Raw genomic sequence first — 18599 nt, 5'->3', positions numbered from 1 at the left:
CGGTAGCAGTGCGAACGGCCAGCACAAGGCCGGCCATGCCCCCGGCACGGAGGAGACGACAATGAAAAGAGTGATTGGCATCGCCATGTCGCTGACGGTGTTGGCTGCCGCGGCATGGTCCTTCTCGCCGCGGCCGTTGCCTGCCTTCGCCGCCACCGCGCTGCGGGCGGATCGCCTGCAGCTCAACGGCATCGCGCGCGCCGGTGATCGCCTGGTGGCGGTCGGCGAGCGCGGCACCATCCTGCTCAGCGACGACGAAGGCGCGCACTGGCGGCTCGCCAGCGTGACGCCGGAGCATGGCGCGGCGCTCACGCAGCTTGCCTTCGCCGGCGGCAAGGACGATAGGGTCGGCGTGGCGGTAGGCCATGGCGGCTGGATCCTGCGCACCACGGATGGCGGCGAGCATTGGCGGCAGGTGGCCTTCGATGCGGCGCAGTCGGACCCCTTGCTGGGCGTGTGGGGGCAGGCGGCGGGCCCGTGGTTCGCCATCGGCAGCTTCGGGCGCTTCCTGGTGTCGCGCGACCAGGGCGCGCACTGGCAGTCCGCCGCCACGCCACAGATGCAGGACAAGCACCTGAACGGCATCGCCGGCGACCGCCAGGGCCGCATGATGCTGGTGGGCGAGAACGGCCTGGTGCTACGCTCCGCCGATGGCGGCGCCACTTGGGAGACGCTAAGGGTGCCCTACGAGGGCTCGCTCTACGGCGTGCTGCCCTTGCGCGACGGCGCCTGGCTAGCCTACGGCATGCGCGGCAACGTGCTGCGCAGCGCCGACTTCGGCGCCAGCTGGGAGGCCGCCGAGGTGGGGCTCAAGACCTCGTTCTTCGGCGGCGTGCAACTGGCGGACGGCCGCATCGTGGTAGCCGGCCAGGGCGGCATGCTGGCCGTCTCGGCGGACGGCGGGCGTCACTTCAAGCCGGTGGCCGGCGGCAGCGCACAGACGCTGGCGGCGCTGATCCCGGCGACCGGCGCGGGGGCCCTGACGCTGGCCGGCAACGCAGGGATTTCCCGCTTCATGCTGGCCCCGGATGCCGCGCCCTGATCCTCTCCCAGCCGCAACTTCGCACCCCACAGCATTGCATAGAAGCGAGAACGCCATGACCCGCCCCGACACCTCCGGCCCTCGGGCCGACACGACCCGCTTGAGCCGCTTGAGCCGCTTCGTCGCGCGTTGCGCGGACCTGCTGATCCGCCACCGCCGCCTGTTGCTGGTGCTGTGCCTGGCGATGACCGTGGCGATGGGCCTGTCCGCCACGCGCCTGCGGCTCGATCCGGGCTTCAACAAGATGATCCCGCTGCAGCATCCCTACATGCAGGTGCTGGGCAAGTACGCCAGCACCTTCTCGGGTGCCAATACCGTGCTGGTCAGCCTGCGCTGGAAGGGCGAGGGCGATATCTACAACCAGGCCTTCATGGACAAGGTGCGCCGGGCCACCGACGAGGTCTTCTTCATCCCCGGCGTGGACCGCGCGCGGGTGTTTTCGCTGTTCACGCCGAACGTGCGCTACACCGAGGTGACCGAAGCAGGCTTCCGCGGCGACGTGGTGGTGCCGGGCCGCTTCTCCGGCTCGCCGGAGCAGCTCGACCAGGTGCGCCGCAACGTGGCGCGCTCCGGCCAGATCGGCCGCCTGGTGAGCAATGACCTTAAGTCCGCACTGATCCGCGCCGAACTGCGCGAAGTCGATCCCGTCACCGGCAAGGCGCTCGACTATGGCGAAGTGGCGCGCCAACTGGAGAAGATCCGCGCCGGTTTCGCCGGCCCCGACGTCGAGGTCAATGTCATCGGCTTTGCCAAGCTGGTGGGCGACGTGGAGGAAGGCATCGCCGGGGTGATGGTGTTCTTCGCGCTGGCCTTCGTGGTGACGGCGCTGATGCTGTACTTCTACACACGCTCGCTGCGCATCACCCTGCTGGCGCTGGTGGTGGCGCTGCTGCCGGTGGCCTGGCTGCTCGGCTTGCTGCCGCTGCTCGGCTATGGCATCGACCCGATGTCGATCCTGGTGCCGTTCCTGATCTTCTCCATCGGGGTCTCGCACGCGGTGCAGATGACCAATGCCTGGAAGCAGGAAGTGGTGCAGGGCCACGATCCGGTCGAGAGCGCCCGCGCGGCCTTCTGCAAGCTCTTTGTCCCGGGCACGGTGGCCTTGCTGACCAATGCGCTGGGCTTCATGGTCATCATGCGCATCGAGATCGAGATCGTGCGCGAGCTGGGCATTACCGCCTGCCTGGGCGTGCTGCTGATGATCGTGACCAACAAGGTGTTCCTGCCGCTGCTGCTGTCGTACACGCGCCTGGAACCCGGCGTGGTGGCGGCCGCCCGCGCGCGCGGGGGGCGGCACGGCGCCTCGTGGGACCGGTTCGGCCGTTTTGCCCGCCCGGGGCCGGCGCTGGCGGTGTTCGGCGTGTCGCTGGCGCTGCTGGCGGTGGGCGCGCTGCAGTCGCGCGGGCTCAAGGTTGGAGATATCGGCAACGGCGCGCCCGAGTTGCGCGCCGACTCGCGCTACAACCGCGACAGCGAGAAGATCGTCGGCCAGTACAACATCGGCGTGGACGTGCTCACGGTGGTGGTGGAGCCCAAGGGCTTCGACGACGCCTGCCTGCACTATCCGGTGATGAGCGCGGTGGAACGTTTCGAGATGAACCTGCGCGGCGTGGCCGGGGTGCAGTCGGTGGTGAGCGTGCCCTCGCTCGCCAAGGTGGTGATCGGGGCCTACAACGAAGGCAATCCGCGCTGGGAGGCGCTGCCACGCAATAGCGAAGGCCTGAGCCAGGGCGCCAAGGCCTTCGACCCGGACAATGGCATGAACACCTCGAACTGCCAGGCCATCCAGGTACTGATCTACACCGCCAACCATGAAGGGGCCACCATTGCCCATATCGTGAAGGAAATCCAGCGTTTCATCGCCGCCGACCATACGCCCAACGTGGCCTTCCGCCTCGGTGGCGGCAATATCGGCGTGATGGCGGCCACCAACGAAGCAGTGGAAGAGGCCGAAGTGACCATGCTGCTGGCGATCTTCGGCGCCATCACGCTGCTGTGCCTGCTGACTTTCCGCTCCTGGCGTGCGGTGCTTTGCATCATCGTGCCGCTGACGCTGGTGTCCATGCTGTGCAATGCGTTGATGGCATGGCTGGGGATCGGCCTGAAGGTCTCCACCTTGCCGGTGATCACGCTGGGCGTGGGGGTGGGGGTCGATTACGGCATCTATCTCTACGAGCGCATGCAGCACCAGTTGCGCGAGGAAGGCCAGGGCTTGCCGCAGGCGTTCGCCGAAGCCATGCGCCAGCGCGGCACGGCGGCCTTGTTCACCGCCATGACGATGTGCATCGGGGTGGGCACCTGGGCCTTCGCCGCGCTCAAGTTCCAGGCGGACATGGGCATCCTGCTGGCCTTCATGTTCATGGTCAACCTGTTCGGCGCGGTATTCCTGCTTCCGGCATTGGCCAGCTGGCTGGGCGTGGAGGAAGAGGAGCGCGCCCGTGCCGGCAGGAAGACCGCTGGCGCGCAGGCGCGCGCGGCCGATATGGCCGCTGCCGGCGAGCGCGTGCTCAAGTCGGACGCGGCATGAGCGGCCGCGCCGCAGGCCGGTTCTAGTCCGAAGGGACGATGATCCGCTCGCGCCCGCTCCGTATCGTGGTGCGTGACCCTCGGTCCGGCGCGGAGGCGTGCCGGATCAGGGGCCGCAGAGCGCATAGAACTATCAGGAGAAGACATGTCCACACAAGGCTACAAGATTGAATCCCGGCCACCCGAGGCCCGCTTCGCGCGCGGCTGGCACTGCCTCGGGCTGGCGGACGACTACAGGGATGGCCAGCCCCACCGGCTCGACATCTTCGGGCGGCGCCTTGCCGCCTTTGCCGATTCAGCCGGCAATATCAAGATCATCGACGGCTATTGCCCGCACATGGGCGCGGATCTCAGCACGGGCACCGTGCAGGGCGACACCATCGCCTGCCCGTTCCACGGCTGGCAATGGGGCGGCGACGGCGGTTGCAAATCGATCCCCTACTGCAAGCGCGTGCCGCCCAAGGCGCGCATCGGCAGCTGGACCACCTGCGAGCAGAACAAGCTGCTGTTCATCTGGCATGACCCGCAAGGCAATGCGCCGCTGCCGGAAGTGGCCATCCCGCGCATCGAGGCCTGCTTCTCCGGCGAGTGGTCGGACTGGGCGCTGGACAAGATGCTGATCCACACCAACTGCCGCGAGCTGGTCGACAACATCTCCGACATGGCGCACTTCGGCACCGTGCACGGCGCCCCGGTCGATTACTTCGCCAACCTGTTCGAAGGCCACAAGGGCTCGCAGCTGATGATCGGCCGCAGCGCCAGGCTCTCCGGCGAGGACCAGTTGACCGCGCTCTCCACCTACTTTGGCCCGGCGTACCACATCACTGAAATGAGCGGGCGCATGGGCGACCAGCCGATCCACTCCATCCTGCTCAATTGCCATGTGCCGGTGGACGTCAACAGCTTCGAGCTGCGCTACGGCGTGCTGGTAAAGCGCGTGCCGGGCCTGTCGGAAGCGCAGAACCGCGCCGTGGCGCAGGCCTACGTGGAGCAGGCGCGCGGCGCTTTCTACGAGGACGTGGTGATCTGGGACAGCAAGATCCGCATCGACAACCCGCTGCTGTGCGAGGGCGATGGCCCGATCTACCAGATGCGCGACTGGTACGGGCAGTTCTACACCGACATTGAAGACGTGCGGCCGGGCAGTGTGGCGCGGCGCAAGTTCGAGCTCAATATTGCCGGGATCGAGCCGCCGGCGTTGCATCACGTGTTCGAGGGGTAGGAGTGGAGGCTGCGACGGGCTAGCCAGTCGCAGCCTCCGGCTGCTCGGTCGGCGCTGTCTCGCATCACGGCGTCCGACCGGCTACGAAGGTTGTTACCAGACCGTCTTGACGTGCGGGTAGGCGCGGATCTTCTCGTCCTTCGTTACCAGCGGCACGGCAAACTTGCGCGCAGTGGCCACGATCATGCGGTCGGCCGGATCCTTGTGGAACACGCCCGGAAGTTCTACCGACTTGATGGCAATCTCAGCATCTACGGGTACTATGCGCACGGCCTCGAGTTGCCCCACGGTGGCGAACCAGCTTGTCGCATCCATCGAAAGCACAAGGCGCTCACGTGCCACCAGCGCTGCGATTTCCCACGCGGAAATGGATGAAATCAGGATCTGACCGCCGTCCAGTTCCTTCTCGATGCTTGCCTTTGCTTTCCTGCTCAGCAGCGGATCGCCGCTCACCCACCAAACGAGCGCATGCGTGTCCAGGACGATCACTGCGCTGCCTCCCAATCATCCGCGTCCACTGGCTCGGTTGGTGCGTTGTAGCGCACCACGGAATCGCGCAGGATTTCCAGCGGGCTACGCGAGGTACTCCGATACGGCCGGACTTCGAGGACCGGTTTGCCATGGTTGGTCACCACCAGCGGTTCACCGGAGTCCTCAACCTCGCGGAAGTACTCCAGCGCATGTGCCTTGAAGTCCGATTTCGAGACTTGCCTTTCCATCTCTGCTCCTGGTCATATGCCTATGGTCATATATTCTAAATGAGGATGACCGGGAGAGCCGGTCATTCTTTTGAGCGCGAGTGATGAAGTAGGCATCTGCCCTGGCCGCGGTGGGCGGCCAGGGTGAGTATGGGGGTCTATTGCGCCCCTTCAAGCCAGCAACCCACGCTCCCGCGCCAGTGTCATGGCGGTGGCCTCGATCATGTCCTCCTGACCGCCAACCAGCCGCTGGCGCCCCGGTTCGACCACGCAGAAGGGGCCGATGGCCGCCGGCGTCAGGTGAATTGGGTGCTGCAATTGCCGATGCCGTCGATGCGCAGGTGCAGGCGGTCTCCGGCCGTGACCGGAATCAGGGCCGCGAGCGAGCCGGACAGGATAGTCTCGCCGGCGAGCAGGCCGATGCCCAGCTCGCCCAGCGTATTGGCCAGCCAGGCCACCGCTTCGGCGGGATGGCCGAGGGCGGCGCTGCCTTGCCCCGTGGCGACCACGGCGCCGTTCTTTTCCAGCGTCATGGCGCAGGCGGCGAGGTCGAGGCCGGCCGGACTGACGCGCTCCTCGCCCAGCACGTAGAGGCCGCAGGAAGCGTTGTCGGCCACGGTGTCCTCGATGCGGATGCGCCAGTCGCGGATGCGCGAGTCGACGATCTCGAAGCAGGCGGAGACCGCCTCGGTGGCGTCCAGCACGTCGGCGCGGGTCACGCCGGGGCCGCGCAGGTCGCGCTTGAGGAAAAAGGCGATCTCGCCTTCCGCGCGCGGCTGGATCAGCGTGCCGGCGGGGATGGCGTGCCCATCCGGGTGCTGCATGCTGGCCAGCAGCATGCCGAAATCGGGCTGGTGCACATCCAGCATCTGCTGCACGGGCAGGCTGGTGACGCCGATCTTCTTGCCGGTGATGCGGTCGCCCCGCGCCAGCCGGCGCGCGACGAATTGCTGCTGGATGCGGTAGGCGTCGCGCACCGTGATCGGGTGGCCGCGTCCGCTCAGGGGAGCGACCGGCACGCGCGCGGTCAGCGCCTGGTGGAGTTCCTCGCCTAGCGAGGCGATCAGGTCAGGTTTCATGGGAGCAAGGGACTCGATGGCCGCGGCGGACCGATGCCGTTGGCATGGGTCCGCGCGAACCTGCGGTGGGGCCGGAGGGGGGTATCAGGTGCCCGAGCCGCGCACGGCGTCCGGCGAGAAGTAGGCCTCGTTGAATTCCGGGCTGTGGTTGAGCACCGGCATCGGCTCCTCGTTGGTCAGGCGGTCGGCAAAGTAGGCGCCTGAGACCAGGTCGTGATAAAACACCGTGGCCGTGTAGAAGCGCTGGGCGTCATAGGCATACACGGAGCTCGCCAGGTTGACCCGCCACAGTTGTCCGCGCGCGTCGTAGTTCTCGGCGGTCGCGGCGATCCAGGTGTCCTCGTCGAGGTACAGCACCCGCTTGGCGTACTGGTGACGGAAGCCCTCCTTCAGCGAGGCCTCCAGCACCCACACGCGATGCAGCTCGTAGCGCATGAGGTCCGGGTTGGCGTGGCCCTTGCCGAGCATGTCCTGGTACTTCACCGAGGTGCTCATCAGCTTGTAGTTGTTGTAGGGCACGTAGATTTCCTTCTTGCCCACCACCTTCCAGTTGTAGCGCTCGCCCGAGCCATTGAAGAGCCGGTCGTCGTCCACGGTACGGAATCCGCCCGGGCCGGAGGGCTGGTCGAAGCCGTACTCCGGCGTCTGCCGCACGCGCCGCGTACCGGGGTTGTATTGCCAGGTGCGGCGGGTGTTGGCGCCTTCCTGGTCCCACAGCTCATAGCCCACCAGCTGCGTGCCGCGATCGCGCAGTGGCAACACGGTTGCGCTGCGGAAGAAGGTCTTGCTGTTGAGCTCGCTCTTAGCGTCGAAGGTGGCCGCATTGCGGGGCGAGAAAATGTTGTAGCGCACGCGGCCCCAGGCGATATTGCCATCCGGATACACCACCGCCTGGCCGTAGGTGGACGATTCCGAGCCGATGGCGGCGGCGAAGCGCAGGTTCCACATCAGCTCCAGGCCGGTCTTGGGGATCGGGTAGGGCACTTGCGGTGGCGCGTTCTTCAGGCCATTGCCGTCCGCCGTCATGCTGACCTCGGGCGCGAGCAGGCGGATATTCCTGTAGGCCGCTTCGTCATAGCGGAAATCGCGGTGGCTCGGGTAGACCGGCATCTTGAAGGTGTCGGGGTACTTCTTGAACAGGGCCTTGGTGCCCTCGGTCAGGTGGTCGGCATATTGCGCCATGTTCTGCGCGGTGATGACGGCGAGCGGCTTTTCCGCGGCGTAGGGGTCCGGGAAGCGCTCGCCGCGCTTCCACTGGACACCCGCGGGCGCGCCGAGCCACTTCCCGCTCCAGGCGGGGATCTGGCCATCCTTGCTGCCAGCCCGTTCGGCGCCCATGGGCGTGAGCTTGTCATCGAGCTGCTTGAACTCTTCCGGCGTCACCTTGGCGTAGGCGGCGACGGCCAGCATCATGCTGGCGGCCAGCAGGGTGCCGCGGATCGTTCTCTTCGTATGCTGTTGCATGAGTGTGCTCCTGGGAATGAAGCCGGCCCTTGCGGACACGGGCCTCGCAAAACGTTAAAACGAGTACTTCGCGTTGAATGCCATGTAGCTGCGGTCGGCCAGCGGGCGGTTGACGGTGTTGGCGCCGCCCATGAACATGGCGTACGTCAGGTTCATTTCGAGGTTATTCAGGTACTTGAAGGTCACGCCCACGCTGGCGCGGCGGTCGCCGAAGCCGGTCAGCGAGCCGAAGGCGCCGGCGACGGCCGACTTGCCGCTGAGGGCCTGGGAATAGGTGAGCGGCACCGTCATGTCCCAGCCGTCGAAGACGTTGTTGTAGGTCAGCGACCAGCCGAGCTGAAGCGCCGCCGAATTGGTGGTGTTGGTCAGCGTGCTGAAGCCGTTGACCGGGCTCACGCCGATGACGTGCTGGTAGGCGATCTCGCCGAGCAGGTTCTGGGAGTTGGCCAGGAAGCTCGGCCCGATGGCGTAGATGGCCGAGAGCTGCCCCTGCAGCACCTTGCCGCGGGTGGCGGTGGGCGAGCCGGCGACGTTCACCAGGACCGGCACGCCGTCCTTGTAGCTGACTTCGCCGGCGATATTGGCGCCGAGCATCTGGGTGGAGAAGCTGGCACCGGTCAGGTTGATGTCGCCGAAGAACTTCTGCTGGTATTGCAGCGTCGGGAACAGCGAGGTCACCACGCTCGGGTTCTTGTCGTGGTAATGCAGCCGGTACAGGCCGATCTCGGTGTCGCCGAACACGCGCAAGCGCGTGCCCAGGCCCCACTGGCCGGAGTTGGACGGGTTGATGTCCGGCCCGCGCGGGATCTGGAAGCCGCCCGGGCCGATGATGAACTGCGCACCGGGGCCGACGATGTCGGTGGTGCTGAAGTAGCTGCCGGGCGCGCTCAGCTGGTTGGACTTGTAGGTGAACTGGTAGTAGCCGAGCAGGCTGAGGTCGGGATTGACCTGCCATTGCAGCGCGAGCTGCGGCACCGGCAGCAGGATGTCCTTGACCTCGGCGCCCGGCACGAATGACTTGGTGGCATCCGCGGGGCCCTGGGCGCCGGCGATGTTCGGGAAGAACAGGCTCTCGCCCCACGCCACCACCTGGTTGCCGACCTTGATGTTCAGGCGCGTGCTGTCGATGCCGAAGGTGCCGTAGGCGTAGGCGTCCAGCAGCTGCAGGCGCTGGCCATGGTAGTACCGCGCCGAGCCGGTGAACGCGTTGAAGGCGCCGCCGTGGTTGACGGTGGCGGGCGCATCGTTGGAGTTCGAGGTGCGGTAGGCGTGGTCGTAGAAGGCGCTGCCGCGCACGAACACGCCGAACTCGCCGCGCTGGAGGTTGGCTTCGCCAAGCAGCGTGGCACGGTTGGCGATCATGTCGCCGCGCTTGAAGTTGCGGTCGCCATCGTCGCCGTTGATGTTGGCCGGCGACAGCAGCGCGCCGCTCCGCCCGCCGGTGCGGACCGCGGCGCCGTAGGTGGCGGTGAAGGAGTAGTTGAGCGACGTATCGTTGCCAAGGTCGATGGTGTTGCCCGCCCAGGCGGCCGGCGTGATCGCCGCGGCGATGGCCGAGACGATGGCGGCTGGCCGCAGCCTGCATGTGCGATGTGATGCAGCCGTTGTTGAACCCGTTCGCGGCGATTGCATATGTCTCCCCTTATGGTGTTGGTGATGCGCGGTGATGCATTGACCTGGCACGTCTTGTGTTTTTTTCTTTGAGGGGAAGCGTAATGAGCGAGGGAGGGTGCGGAATCGTCAGAACGGACTAGACGGTTTCCCCTAGACGCCGTGCTTGCGGACGTATGCACGAGCCGCTAGTCCGAACGGAGGATGAAGCGCGCCGGCATGCGCGTTAGCGTCGGGCATCGTCCTGCGCGGCGAGATCGCGGCGCGGGAATCAATCACTGAGGAGGAATGCGATGCGCAGTGGAAAGGAATCCATCGTTGCGGTAGTCACGGGCGGCTCGCGCGGCGCGGGCAAGGGCATCGCGCTGGCGCTGGCGCAAGCCGGTGCGACGGTGTATGTCACGGGACGTACCGAGCGCAATGGCGAGGCGCCGCTGCCCGGCACCATCCACGAGACCGCGCGTGAGATCGATGCACGCGGCGGCAAGGGCATCGCGGTGGCGTGCGACCATCGCGACGATGCGCGGGTGCGCAGGCTGTTCGAACAGGTGGGCGACGAAGCGGGGCGGCTGGACATCCTGGTGAACAACGCCACCTTCCTGCATGACCAGTTGATCGAGCCGGGCGGCTTCTGGGAGAAGCCGCTGGCCCTGGTGGACATTCTCGACGTGGGCCTGCGCTCGGCCTACGTGGCGAGCTGGCATGCGGCGCCCATGATGGTGGCGGGCGGGCGCGGCCTGATGGTGTTCACTTCGTCCTTCGGGGCGAGCTGCTATATGCATGGGCCGGCCTACGGCGCGCAGAAGACCGGGCTGGACAAGTTCGCGAAGGACATGGCGGTCGACTTGCGGCCGCATGGCGTGGCCGCGGTATCGGTCTGGATGGGCCCGCTGCGCACCGAGCGCACCCTGCGGGTCTGGGAACGCGAGCCTGACAAGTATGCCGCCTTTGCGCCGAGCGCGGAAAGCCCGGAGTTCACCGGCAAGGTCATTCTCGCCTTGCACGGCGATCCCGCCCTCATGGAAAAGTCCGGCCAGGTGCTGATCAGCGCCGAGATTGCGCAGGATTACGGCATACGCGATATCGACGGCAAGGCGCCCGTTTCCTACCGCTCGGTGCTGGGCGGGCCGGTGCAGGCGCATCCGGCCAAGGTCGAGTAGGCGCGCCGGGCGGTTCAGCCCGCCTGGTGGGCCGCGGCGTCGAGGAAGGCCGGGCGCTCGCCGCCGCCGTCGATGACCAGGTTGGCGCCCGACACATAGGCCGCGTGCGGCGAGGCCAGGAAGAGGCAGGCGTCGGCGATGTCGCGCGGGTCAGCAAGCCGCCCGAGTGGCACCGTATCGGCCACCTGCCGGAGCGCGGCCGGATCTCCGTAGTGTTGCTGCTGCGCCGCCTCGGTCAGTACCAGCCCTGGGCTGACGGCCGTGACCCGCACGCGCGGCGCCCATTCCACCGCCAGCGAGCGGACCGCATTGAGGATGCCCGCCTTGGCCGCGCCATAGGCGGCGGTGCCAGGGGAGGGACGCAGCGCGCTCACGCTGCCGATGAAGATCTGGGTGCCGCCGCTGGCCTGGAGCTGCATGCGCGCGTTGGCGCGTTGCGCCAGTTGCAGCGGCGCCACCAGGTTCAGCCGGATGATCGATTCCATCAGGCGCGGCGAGGCGTCCGCGGCGAGCGCGAAGGGCGCGCCACCGGCGTTGTGGATCACGATATCGAGAGAGCCCATGCTGTCCACGATGCGGGCGAGCAGGGCCTCCACCTGTTCGGCGTCGCGGATGTCGGCGGTGATGAACTCCGCCTGACAGGGCTGCGCGCCTTCAACCTCAGGCGGCGTGCGCCCGCAGGCGAACACGCGGGCGCCCGCCGCCAGGAAACCCTCGGCAATGGCGCGGCCAATGCCGCGCGCGCCGCCTGTCACCAATACCGTCTTGCCGCTGAAGTCGAATTCCGTCATCGCTGTTCTTCCCTGGTTTCGTTGCCTTGCTGGTCAGTGCGATCTTAGGGAAATCCACGGGACGCTTCGTAGTCTGAAAAGACGATGCCGCCCCGGTTGTGCACGCGCATGATCTGCCGGGTTAGTCACGACAACAGGGGAGACACCAGCATGTCCAGTACCTTGCCCGCGGCTGTAGCAGCCGGCCAATACATCGCCACGCCAGACGGCCTGCGCCTGCACTACCTCGACGCCGGCACCGGCGAGCCTGTGGTATTCATCCACGGCAGCGGCCCAGGCGCCAGCGGCCACAGCAACTTCAAGCACAACGCGCCGGCTTTTGTGGAAGCCGGCTTCCGTACCGTGGTGGTGGATCTGCCGGGCTATGGCCAGTCGTCCAAGCCAGCGGATGCGGAATACACGCTGGACTTCTTTGTCGCCGCGCTGCGTGCGCAATTGGTGGCGCTGGAACTGCCGCGCTGCGTGCTGGTGGGCAATTCGCTGGGCGGCGCCATCGCGCTGAAGTACGCGCTGGACTACCCGGAGCACGTCAGCCGCCTGGTGATGATGGCGCCGGGCGGCGTCGAGGACCGCGAGACCTATTTCCGCATGGAAGGCATCGAGAAGATGGTGACGCTGTTCACCGGCGGGCATATGAACCATGACACCATGCGCCAGTTGCTGCAATTGCTGGTGCATGACGCCACGCTGGTCACCGATGCGCTGGTGGACGAACGCATGGCCGTTTGCAAGGAGCAGCCGCGCGAGGTGCTGGCCACCATGAAGGTGCCCAACCTGACCGGGCGCCTGGGCGAGATTGCCTGCCCGGTGCTGGGCTTCTGGGGCACGGAAGACCGCTTCAACCCGGCCGGCGGCGCGCTCAAGTTCCTGCAGGGGTGCCGCGATGCGCGCTTCGTGCTGATCAATCGTTGCGGCCACTGGGTGATGGTCGAGCATAGCGACTACTTCAACCGCGAGTGCCTGGGCTTCCTGGCGGATACGGCCGAAGCCGCGGTGTAGCGTGGCCGTACGGCCGGCGTGCCGGCAGTGCAACGATAAATAAATCTAGGAGACAACATGGCATACCCGTTCAACCTGTTCGACCTGCGTGGCAAGGTGGCCGCCATCACCGGCGCCGCGCGCGGCATCGGGGCGGAGACCGCGCGCGTGCTGGCCGCGGCCGGCGCCAAGGTCGCGGTGCTCGATTTGCTGGAAGCGGACGGCCAGGCCACCGCGCAGCGCATCGAGGCGGAAGGCGGCCAGGCCGCCTTCTGGAAGCTGGATGTGGCCAGCGAGGCCGAGGTGGGCAAAGTGTTCGGCGAGATCGCCGCGCGCTTCGGCCGCCTCGACATCCTCATCAACAATGCCGGCATCGACGGCGTCAACGCGCCCACCCACGAACTCGCCCTGGCGCAATGGCAGCGGGTGATGGACGTCAACGTCACCGGCACCTTCCTCTGCACCAAGCACGCCATCCCGCATCTCGAGCGCGCGGGTGGTGGCTCGATCGTCAATGTGTCGTCGATGTACGGCATCGTCGGCGGCCCCGATGTGCCGCCTTACCACGCCTCCAAGGCCGCGGTGCGGATGATGGCCAAGACCGATGCCATGCTCTACGCCGGGAAGAACATCCGTGCCAATTCCGTCCATCCGGGCTATATCCGCACGCCGATGCTGGAGGAAGTGGCGCATGCCTCGGGGCAGGGCGAGGGCCTGTTTGCCTATCTCGGCTCGCAAACGCCGATGGGCCGCCTTGGCGAGCCGCGCGATATCGCCGCGGGCATCCTCTACCTGGTATCCGACGCGGCCCGCTACGTCACGGGCTCGGAACTGGTGATCGACGGCGGCTACACGGCGCGCTGAGCGTCTTCATCTTCGACAAGGAAGGGAATGACCATCGACATGACCATGACCGCGAACAATAGCGCCGCCATGAAGGCCGCCTTGCTCGACTATGTGGCCGCCTTCAATGCGGCCGACGCCGAGCGGGTAGCGGCGCTGTTTGCCGACGACGCAACCATCGAGGATCCCGTTGGCAGCCCGGCAATCGCCGGGCGGGAGGCCATCCTCGGCTTCTACCGGCATGCGACTTCGCTCGGCGCGCGCCTGGAAGTGGTAGTGCCCCCGCGGGGTTCGCACGGCAATGCCGCGGCCTTGAGCTTCGCCGTGTATGCGCGGATGCAGGGGCATTCGGTTCGCATCGACGTGACCGACGTGATGACCTTCGGCGCCGACGGCCGCATTACCGGCATGCGCGCCTTCTGGGGGCCGGATGACGTGCATCCGCAGTAGGATGCGGCCGGGTCCGGCTGCGGTGCGGCCATGGTAAGGCGTCGTCCGCGTGATGCGGCCGTCACGCGTGAACGCATCCTTGCCAGCGCGGAGCTGCTGTTCGAGCGCCAGGGCGTGCAATCCGTCACGCTGGAGCAGGTGGCTGGCGCGATCGCCATGACTCGCGGAGCGATCTACGGACACTTCCGTAGCCGCGCCGACCTGCTGGCCGCCGTCATGGCGCGGGCGGAGGCGCATATTGCCGGCCGGCTCGCGGCCTTCGCCGGTAACGGCCGCGGCGCGGCCCGCCCGGACCTGGAGCACGCGCTGGCGGCGATGTTACGGGACGAGGCCGTGCTGCGCTATGCGGGCATTGTCCTCGGCTTGCTGCATCACGCTTGCACGCCTGCGTGCGAGCTTTGCCAGCTGACACTTCACATCCGCGCCCGCAGCAGGGCGCTATGCGATGGCCTTGGCCGGCTGCTGGGCGAGCAGGACAAGGCCGTGTTGCTGGCGGCGCACCTGTGGGGCTTGCTGTGCGCCCGCTCGCTGTGGCTGGCCCCGGTGGATCTGGCGGGGTGCGTCGAGCCGTTGCTGCGGCTGTACGGGGAATAGCGGGCTGTTCCTATAGCGTTTTGCCGGATTGTCCTTGTTCATCGCAAATCCTCCCCCGGCTCACGGCGCGCGCCGGTGTACGGGATCGCCCCTAGTCTGCTTGGACGAGGAAATTCTTCGCGCCAATGGCTACGCTACCTTCAAGTCCATGAGACCGTGCCGGCGCCAGCGCAGCGCCACCCGAGCACGGCGGCGGGAGAAAAAAGGGATACGAGCAGAGAGGAGACAGTCGTGAAGGCTCGATATCGCATCACATGTCTGTTGGGCGCTGGCGCGGTGCTGGCGCTGGGTTTCGCCGCCGGCCTGATGACGGCCTGGCCGCCCGCGCGGGAGGACGGCGCGGGCGAGCGCGCTTCAGCCGCCGCGGCGACCGCGACGGAGATCCGGGCGGCAGTGGACGCCGCGCTGAGCTATTGCGACGATGCCTGCCGGCAGAGCCGGGGCATCGCGGCCGTGACGGCCATGGGTCATCGCCCGCCGCCGTGATGCCCAGGGCGCTCCGGGGCGCCGCCGGCTGCCTCAAGCCACTTCCGCTACCCGGATCTCCGCCAGCAGCTTCTTCAACTCCGGTACGCACGCGATCCGCAGTTGCCGCTCGCCTTCACGCCTCTGGACCAGGTTGAAGTCCCAGGGGCCGTCCTGCACGTCACCGCCCCGACCAGCCGCCCGCCCTGCAGCACCAGCCGTTTGTACATGCCGCGGCGCGGATCGTGCATCACCAGGTCCTCGCTATCCTTGCCGCCAATGAAGTCGCCGGCGCATTAAAGATCCACGCCGGTCACCTTGAGCTGGTCGCGGTGGCCTGCTGCACATAACGGTGATGGCCGGCCTCGACACCGGTGGCCAGCAGCAGGCGGTCATAGCCGACTTCGCGCCCGGATTGCGAGCGCACCACGCGGCGCACGCGGTCGGTTCGCGCCAGACGCTGGTGCGTTGCAGCAGCGTCTGGCGCAACAAAGGACTTGAAACTGTCTCCCGAAGTTATTAACATGTTAAGTACAGGCGGCGACATCGCGCGACCCGCCGCAGCCGATCCGCCAGCCGGGCAAAGCAAGCGCCAGGGGAATAGCGGACGCAACCAGAGAGGAGCTCGATGCGACAAGCCAGAATCGCCGCCGGCGGCCGGCCGGTGCAGGCCATGCGGGTGGACGAAGCCACCTTGCTGCCATGGGACGGGGGGCGGCCCCTGCGCGAAGGCGAATTCATGTGGCAGCCCGCCATCACCGGTACGGTCTATGGCACGCTGCTGAACTTCAAGGGCGCGCTGGCAGCCCTGGGCGACAGCGTCAACGCTGCCCCCTACCAGGCGCCGCCCGCCGGACCCATCCTCTACATCAAGCCCGCCAATACGCTGGCCGCCCACGGCGGCGAGGTGACCCTGGCGCCGGGCCAGGACACCGTGGAGATCGGTGCCGCGCTGGGCATCGTGATCGGCAGGCGCGCCACCCGTATCGATGCGGCGCGGGCGGCGGACTATATCGCCGGCTACACGGTGGTGTCGGACGTGAGCGTGCCGCATGCCAGCTACTACCGCCCGGCGGTGCGCCACAAGTGCCGCGATGGCTATTGCCCGGTTGGCCCGTGGGTCACCGCGCGCGAGCAGGCCGGCAATCCCGACGCGCTCACCATGGTGGTGCGCATCAACGGCGAGGAGCGGCAGCGCAACCACACCGGCAATCTGCTGCGCCCGGTGGCGCAACTGCTGGCGGATGTCACCGCCTTCATGTCGCTGGAAGCCGGCGACGTATTGCTGGCCGGCGTGCCCGAAGGCGCGCCGCTGGCACGCGCCGGAGACAGCGTGGAGATCGAGATCGAAAACGTGGGCCGGCTGCGGCACCGGGTCGTGGCAGCGTTCGGGGAGCCGGCATGAGAACCGCACGCGTAGCCTTTGACGGACTGATCCACGGCGCGCAGCCGGCGGACGAGGGCCTGCTGCGCCTCGACGACGGGCGTGTGGTCAGCGAGAGCGCCGTGATGTGGCTGCCGCCGCTGGCGCCCCGCACCACCTTCGCGCTCGGCTTGAACTACGCCGACCATGCGCGCGAACTGGCCTTCAAGGCGCCCGAGGAACCGCTGGTCTTCCTCAAGGGGCCGGGCACGTTCATCGGCCACCGGGGCCATACGATCCGCCCGGAAGGCGTCAAGTACATGCACTACGAGTGCGAGCTGGCGGTGGTGATCGGCAGCACCGCGCGCGGCGTCAAGGCGGCGCAGGCATACGACTACGTACGCGGCTATACCGTAGCCAACGACTATGCCATCCGCGATTACCTGGAAAACTACTACCGCCCCAACCTGCGGGTGAAGAACCGCGATACCTGCACCCCGCTCGGGCCATGGCTGGTGGACCGCGACGACGTGCCGGATCCCATGGACCTGGCACTGCGCACCACCGTCAACGGCAAGCTGACCCAGCAGGGCAGTACCCGCGACATGATCTTCGGCATCCCCTGGCTGATCGAATACCTCAGCAGCTTCATGACGCTGGAGGCGGGCGATGTGATCCTCACCGGCACGCCGGAAGGGCTGGCGGATACGCAGCCGGGCGACGAGGTGGTCACGGAGATCGAGGGGGTGGGGCGGCTGGTCAATACCATCGCATCGGCCAGCGGATACGGCAGCGTGCGCTGAGATGCGGCGCGCCAGCGCGCCAGAGTGCCAACAAGGAGGAAGACATGATCAAGCATTGGATCGACGGCAAGCAGGTCGACAGCAAGGACACCTTCGTCACCTGGAACCCGGCCACCGGCGAAGAGATCGCCACCGTGGCGGCCGGCGGCGAGGCCGAGGTCAACGCCGCCGTGGCAGCGGCCAAGGCAGCGTTTCCCAAGTGGGCCAATACGCCCGCCAAGGAGCGCGCCCGCATCATGCGGCGCCTGGCGGACCTGATCACCCAGCACGTCCCGCAGCTGGCCGCGCTGGAGACCCAGGACACCGGCCTGCCGATCGCGCAAACCGGCAAGCAGCTGATTCCGCGCGCCGCCGAGAACTTCAATTTCTTTGCCGAAGTGTGCGTGCAGATGAATGGCCGCACCTACCCGGTGGACGACCAGATGCTCAATTACACGCTCTACCAGCCGGTGGGCGTGTGCGCGCTGATCTCGCCGTGGAACGTACCGTTCATGACCGCCACCTGGAAGGTCGCACCCTGCCTGGCGCTGGGCAATACCGCGGTGCTCAAGATGTCGGAGCTGTCGCCGCTGACCGCCGACCAGCTGGGCATGCTGGCGCTGGAAGCCGGCGTGCCGGCGGGCGTGCTCAACGTGGTGCAGGGTTATGGCGCCAGCGCCGGCGATGCGCTGGTGCGCCACCCGGATGTGCGCGCGGTATCGTTCACGGGCGGCACGGCTACGGGCAAGCGCATCATCGAACGCGCCGGCCTGAAGAAGTTCTCGATGGAGCTGGGCGGCAAGTCGCCGGTGCTGGTGTTCGACGACGCCGACCTGGAACGTGCGCTGGACGCCGCCCTGTTCACCATCTTCTCGATCAACGGCGAGCGCTGCACCGCGGGCTCGCGCATCTTCGTGCAGGACACGGTCTACGACGACTTCGCGGGGAAGTTCGCGGAGCGCGCCAGGCACCTGCGCGTGGGCGACCCGACCAGCGAGCAGACCCATGTGGGCGCCATGATCACCCAGCAGCACTGGGAGAAGGTCACGGGCTATATCCACCTGGGCGAGCAGGAGGGCGCGACTATCCTGGCGGGCGGCGCCGAGCGCCCGTCGGACCTGCCGGCGCACCTGCGCAACGGCAATTTCGTGCAGCCCACCGTGCTGGCCAATGTGGAGAACCACATGCGGGTGGCGCAGGAGGAGATCTTCGGGCCGGTGGCCTGCCTGATTCCCTTCAAGGGCGAGGACGACGGCCTGGCCATGGCCAACGACACCGCCTACGGGCTGGCCTCGTATATCTGGACGCAGGACGTGGGCAAGGTGCACCGGCTCGCGCGCGGCATCGAGGCCGGCATGGTTTTCGTCAACAGCCAGAATGTGCGCGACCTGCGCCAGCCTTTTGGCGGTACCAAGGCGTCCGGCACGGGGCGCGAGGGCGGCGAATTCAGTTTCGAGGTGTTTGCCGAGGTGAAGAACGTCTGCATCTCGATGGGCGGGCATCATATTCCGCGCTGGGGTGTTTGAGCGCA

The 18599-nt window shown here is 67.2% G+C and carries 19 protein-coding genes and 1 pseudogene; 12 read left to right on the top strand and 8 right to left on the bottom strand.

Annotated features, from left to right (window positions below; translation table 11 throughout):
* Positions 1 to 61 precede the first annotated feature (61 nt).
* From AC3FOF_RS31880 to AC3FOF_RS31870, 3 genes are all read left to right on the top strand, one after another.
* Positions 62 to 1042 carry a WD40/YVTN/BNR-like repeat-containing protein gene (locus tag AC3FOF_RS31880; RefSeq protein ID WP_488728846.1) on the top strand — a complete coding sequence of 327 codons (981 nt, stop codon included), beginning with the start codon at positions 62 to 64 and terminating at the stop codon, positions 1040 to 1042.
* A gap of 55 nt (positions 1043 to 1097) precedes the next feature.
* Positions 1098 to 3569 (top strand): efflux RND transporter permease subunit, encoded by a 2472-nt coding sequence (locus AC3FOF_RS31875; RefSeq protein WP_488728845.1) that lies wholly within the window; start codon positions 1098 to 1100, stop codon positions 3567 to 3569.
* Between the two features lie 144 nt (positions 3570 to 3713).
* On the top strand, positions 3714 to 4790 hold the full coding sequence (locus tag AC3FOF_RS31870) for a 3-ketosteroid-9-alpha-monooxygenase, oxygenase component (protein WP_488728844.1): 1077 nt from the start codon (positions 3714 to 3716) through the stop codon (positions 4788 to 4790).
* Between the two features lie 93 nt (positions 4791 to 4883).
* Here AC3FOF_RS31870 and AC3FOF_RS31865 read toward each other — a convergent pair whose 3' ends face one another.
* From AC3FOF_RS31865 to AC3FOF_RS31840, 6 genes are all read right to left on the bottom strand, one after another.
* Entirely contained in the window at positions 4884 to 5279 is a 396-nt protein-coding gene (locus AC3FOF_RS31865; RefSeq protein WP_488728843.1) for a type II toxin-antitoxin system VapC family toxin, read from the bottom strand.
* Positions 5276 to 5509, bottom strand: a complete 234-nt coding sequence (locus tag AC3FOF_RS31860; RefSeq protein ID WP_276266389.1) for a type II toxin-antitoxin system Phd/YefM family antitoxin — start codon at positions 5507 to 5509, stop codon at positions 5276 to 5278. Before AC3FOF_RS31860 ends, AC3FOF_RS31865 begins: the two co-directional genes overlap by 4 nt.
* 150 nt (positions 5510 to 5659) lie before the next feature.
* Positions 5660 to 5806, bottom strand: coding sequence for a hypothetical protein (locus AC3FOF_RS31855; RefSeq protein WP_488728869.1), 147 nt, complete (start codon positions 5804 to 5806; stop codon positions 5660 to 5662).
* Positions 5785 to 6567: a 2-oxopent-4-enoate hydratase gene (gene dmpE, locus AC3FOF_RS31850; RefSeq protein ID WP_488728842.1), complete on the bottom strand. Its 783-nt coding sequence runs from the start codon at positions 6565 to 6567 to the stop codon at positions 5785 to 5787. Before dmpE ends, AC3FOF_RS31855 begins: the two co-directional genes overlap by 22 nt.
* Positions 6568 to 6651: 84 nt before the next feature.
* Positions 6652 to 8031, bottom strand: a complete 1380-nt coding sequence (locus AC3FOF_RS31845; RefSeq protein WP_488728841.1) for a DUF1329 domain-containing protein — start codon at positions 8029 to 8031, stop codon at positions 6652 to 6654.
* A 54-nt stretch (positions 8032 to 8085) separates the two neighbouring features.
* A complete protein-coding gene (locus AC3FOF_RS31840; RefSeq protein WP_488728840.1) occupies positions 8086 to 9663 on the bottom strand; it encodes a DUF1302 domain-containing protein in 1578 nt (525 codons plus the stop codon).
* Between the two features lie 272 nt (positions 9664 to 9935).
* Between AC3FOF_RS31840 and AC3FOF_RS31835 the strand changes: the two genes are divergently transcribed.
* Positions 9936 to 10802 carry an SDR family NAD(P)-dependent oxidoreductase gene (locus AC3FOF_RS31835; protein ID WP_488728839.1) on the top strand — a complete coding sequence of 289 codons (867 nt, stop codon included), beginning with the start codon at positions 9936 to 9938 and terminating at the stop codon, positions 10800 to 10802.
* A gap of 14 nt (positions 10803 to 10816) precedes the next feature.
* Here the strand turns inward: AC3FOF_RS31835 and AC3FOF_RS31830 are convergent, their stop codons facing one another.
* Positions 10817 to 11593 (bottom strand): SDR family oxidoreductase, encoded by a 777-nt coding sequence (locus AC3FOF_RS31830; RefSeq protein WP_488728838.1) that lies wholly within the window; start codon positions 11591 to 11593, stop codon positions 10817 to 10819.
* Positions 11594 to 11743: 150 nt separating this feature from the next.
* Here AC3FOF_RS31830 and AC3FOF_RS31825 point away from each other — a divergent pair, with 150 nt between their 5' ends.
* From AC3FOF_RS31825 to AC3FOF_RS31805, 5 genes are all read left to right on the top strand, one after another.
* On the top strand, positions 11744 to 12592 hold the full coding sequence (locus tag AC3FOF_RS31825; protein ID WP_276263880.1) for an alpha/beta fold hydrolase: 849 nt from the start codon (positions 11744 to 11746) through the stop codon (positions 12590 to 12592).
* Between the two features lie 57 nt (positions 12593 to 12649).
* Positions 12650 to 13435, top strand: a complete 786-nt coding sequence (locus AC3FOF_RS31820) for an SDR family NAD(P)-dependent oxidoreductase (RefSeq protein WP_276263881.1) — start codon at positions 12650 to 12652, stop codon at positions 13433 to 13435.
* 27 nt (positions 13436 to 13462) lie between these two features.
* Positions 13463 to 13864, top strand: coding sequence for a nuclear transport factor 2 family protein (locus AC3FOF_RS31815; RefSeq protein WP_276263882.1), 402 nt, complete (start codon positions 13463 to 13465; stop codon positions 13862 to 13864).
* Between the two features lie 30 nt (positions 13865 to 13894).
* Positions 13895 to 14458 (top strand): TetR/AcrR family transcriptional regulator, encoded by a 564-nt coding sequence (locus AC3FOF_RS31810; RefSeq protein WP_488728837.1) that lies wholly within the window; start codon positions 13895 to 13897, stop codon positions 14456 to 14458.
* A gap of 231 nt (positions 14459 to 14689) precedes the next feature.
* Positions 14690 to 14944 carry a hypothetical protein gene (locus AC3FOF_RS31805; protein WP_488728836.1) on the top strand — a complete coding sequence of 85 codons (255 nt, stop codon included), beginning with the start codon at positions 14690 to 14692 and terminating at the stop codon, positions 14942 to 14944.
* A gap of 33 nt (positions 14945 to 14977) precedes the next feature.
* Here AC3FOF_RS31805 and AC3FOF_RS31800 read toward each other — a convergent pair.
* Positions 14978 to 15287, bottom strand: a pseudogene (locus AC3FOF_RS31800) (hypothetical protein); the annotation flags it as partial.
* 375 nt (positions 15288 to 15662) lie between these two features.
* Between AC3FOF_RS31800 and AC3FOF_RS31795 the strand changes: the two are divergent.
* The 3 genes from AC3FOF_RS31795 to hpaE are packed head-to-tail and all read left to right on the top strand — an operon-like array spanning position 15663 to position 18594.
* A complete protein-coding gene (locus tag AC3FOF_RS31795; protein ID WP_488728867.1) occupies positions 15663 to 16328 on the top strand; it encodes a fumarylacetoacetate hydrolase family protein in 666 nt (221 codons plus the stop codon).
* Positions 16325 to 17089 (top strand): fumarylacetoacetate hydrolase family protein, encoded by a 765-nt coding sequence (locus tag AC3FOF_RS31790; RefSeq protein WP_017226969.1) that lies wholly within the window; start codon positions 16325 to 16327, stop codon positions 17087 to 17089. The genes AC3FOF_RS31795 and AC3FOF_RS31790 overlap by 4 nt, the downstream gene beginning before the upstream one ends.
* 44 nt (positions 17090 to 17133) lie before the next feature.
* Complete coding sequence (gene hpaE / locus AC3FOF_RS31785) at positions 17134 to 18594, top strand: 5-carboxymethyl-2-hydroxymuconate semialdehyde dehydrogenase (protein ID WP_276266207.1); 1461 nt, start codon at positions 17134 to 17136, stop codon at positions 18592 to 18594.
* Positions 18595 to 18599 lie beyond the last annotated feature (5 nt).

Source organism: Cupriavidus sp. 96C5-1 (genome assembly GCF_057798855.1).
This window is presented reverse-complemented; position numbering and strand designations above follow the sequence as displayed.

Excerpts from the sequence above, each read along its gene's own strand:
- AC3FOF_RS31830 (WP_488728838.1), bottom strand. The coding sequence starts at position 11,593 with ATGACGGAATTCGACTTCAGCGGCAAGACGGTATTGGTGACAGGCGGC.
- AC3FOF_RS31795 (WP_488728867.1), top strand. The coding sequence starts at position 15,663 with ATGTGGCAGCCCGCCATCACCGGTACGGTCTATGGCACGCTGCTGAAC.
- AC3FOF_RS31815 (WP_276263882.1), top strand. The coding sequence starts at position 13,463 with ATGACCATCGACATGACCATGACCGCGAACAATAGCGCCGCCATGAAG.
- AC3FOF_RS31840 (WP_488728840.1), bottom strand. The coding sequence starts at position 9,663 with ATGCAATCGCCGCGAACGGGTTCAACAACGGCTGCATCACATCGCACA.
- AC3FOF_RS31875 (WP_488728845.1), top strand. The coding sequence starts at position 1,098 with ATGACCCGCCCCGACACCTCCGGCCCTCGGGCCGACACGACCCGCTTG.
- AC3FOF_RS31845 (WP_488728841.1), bottom strand. The coding sequence starts at position 8,031 with ATGCAACAGCATACGAAGAGAACGATCCGCGGCACCCTGCTGGCCGCC.
- AC3FOF_RS31790 (WP_017226969.1), top strand. The coding sequence starts at position 16,325 with ATGAGAACCGCACGCGTAGCCTTTGACGGACTGATCCACGGCGCGCAG.
- hpaE (WP_276266207.1), top strand. The coding sequence starts at position 17,134 with ATGATCAAGCATTGGATCGACGGCAAGCAGGTCGACAGCAAGGACACC.
- AC3FOF_RS31825 (WP_276263880.1), top strand. The coding sequence starts at position 11,744 with ATGTCCAGTACCTTGCCCGCGGCTGTAGCAGCCGGCCAATACATCGCC.
- AC3FOF_RS31835 (WP_488728839.1), top strand. The coding sequence starts at position 9,936 with ATGCGCAGTGGAAAGGAATCCATCGTTGCGGTAGTCACGGGCGGCTCG.
- AC3FOF_RS31860 (WP_276266389.1), bottom strand. The coding sequence starts at position 5,509 with ATGGAAAGGCAAGTCTCGAAATCGGACTTCAAGGCACATGCGCTGGAG.
- dmpE (WP_488728842.1), bottom strand. The coding sequence starts at position 6,567 with ATGAAACCTGACCTGATCGCCTCGCTAGGCGAGGAACTCCACCAGGCG.
- AC3FOF_RS31870 (WP_488728844.1), top strand. The coding sequence starts at position 3,714 with ATGTCCACACAAGGCTACAAGATTGAATCCCGGCCACCCGAGGCCCGC.
- AC3FOF_RS31820 (WP_276263881.1), top strand. The coding sequence starts at position 12,650 with ATGGCATACCCGTTCAACCTGTTCGACCTGCGTGGCAAGGTGGCCGCC.
- AC3FOF_RS31880 (WP_488728846.1), top strand. The coding sequence starts at position 62 with ATGAAAAGAGTGATTGGCATCGCCATGTCGCTGACGGTGTTGGCTGCC.
- AC3FOF_RS31810 (WP_488728837.1), top strand. The coding sequence starts at position 13,895 with ATGGTAAGGCGTCGTCCGCGTGATGCGGCCGTCACGCGTGAACGCATC.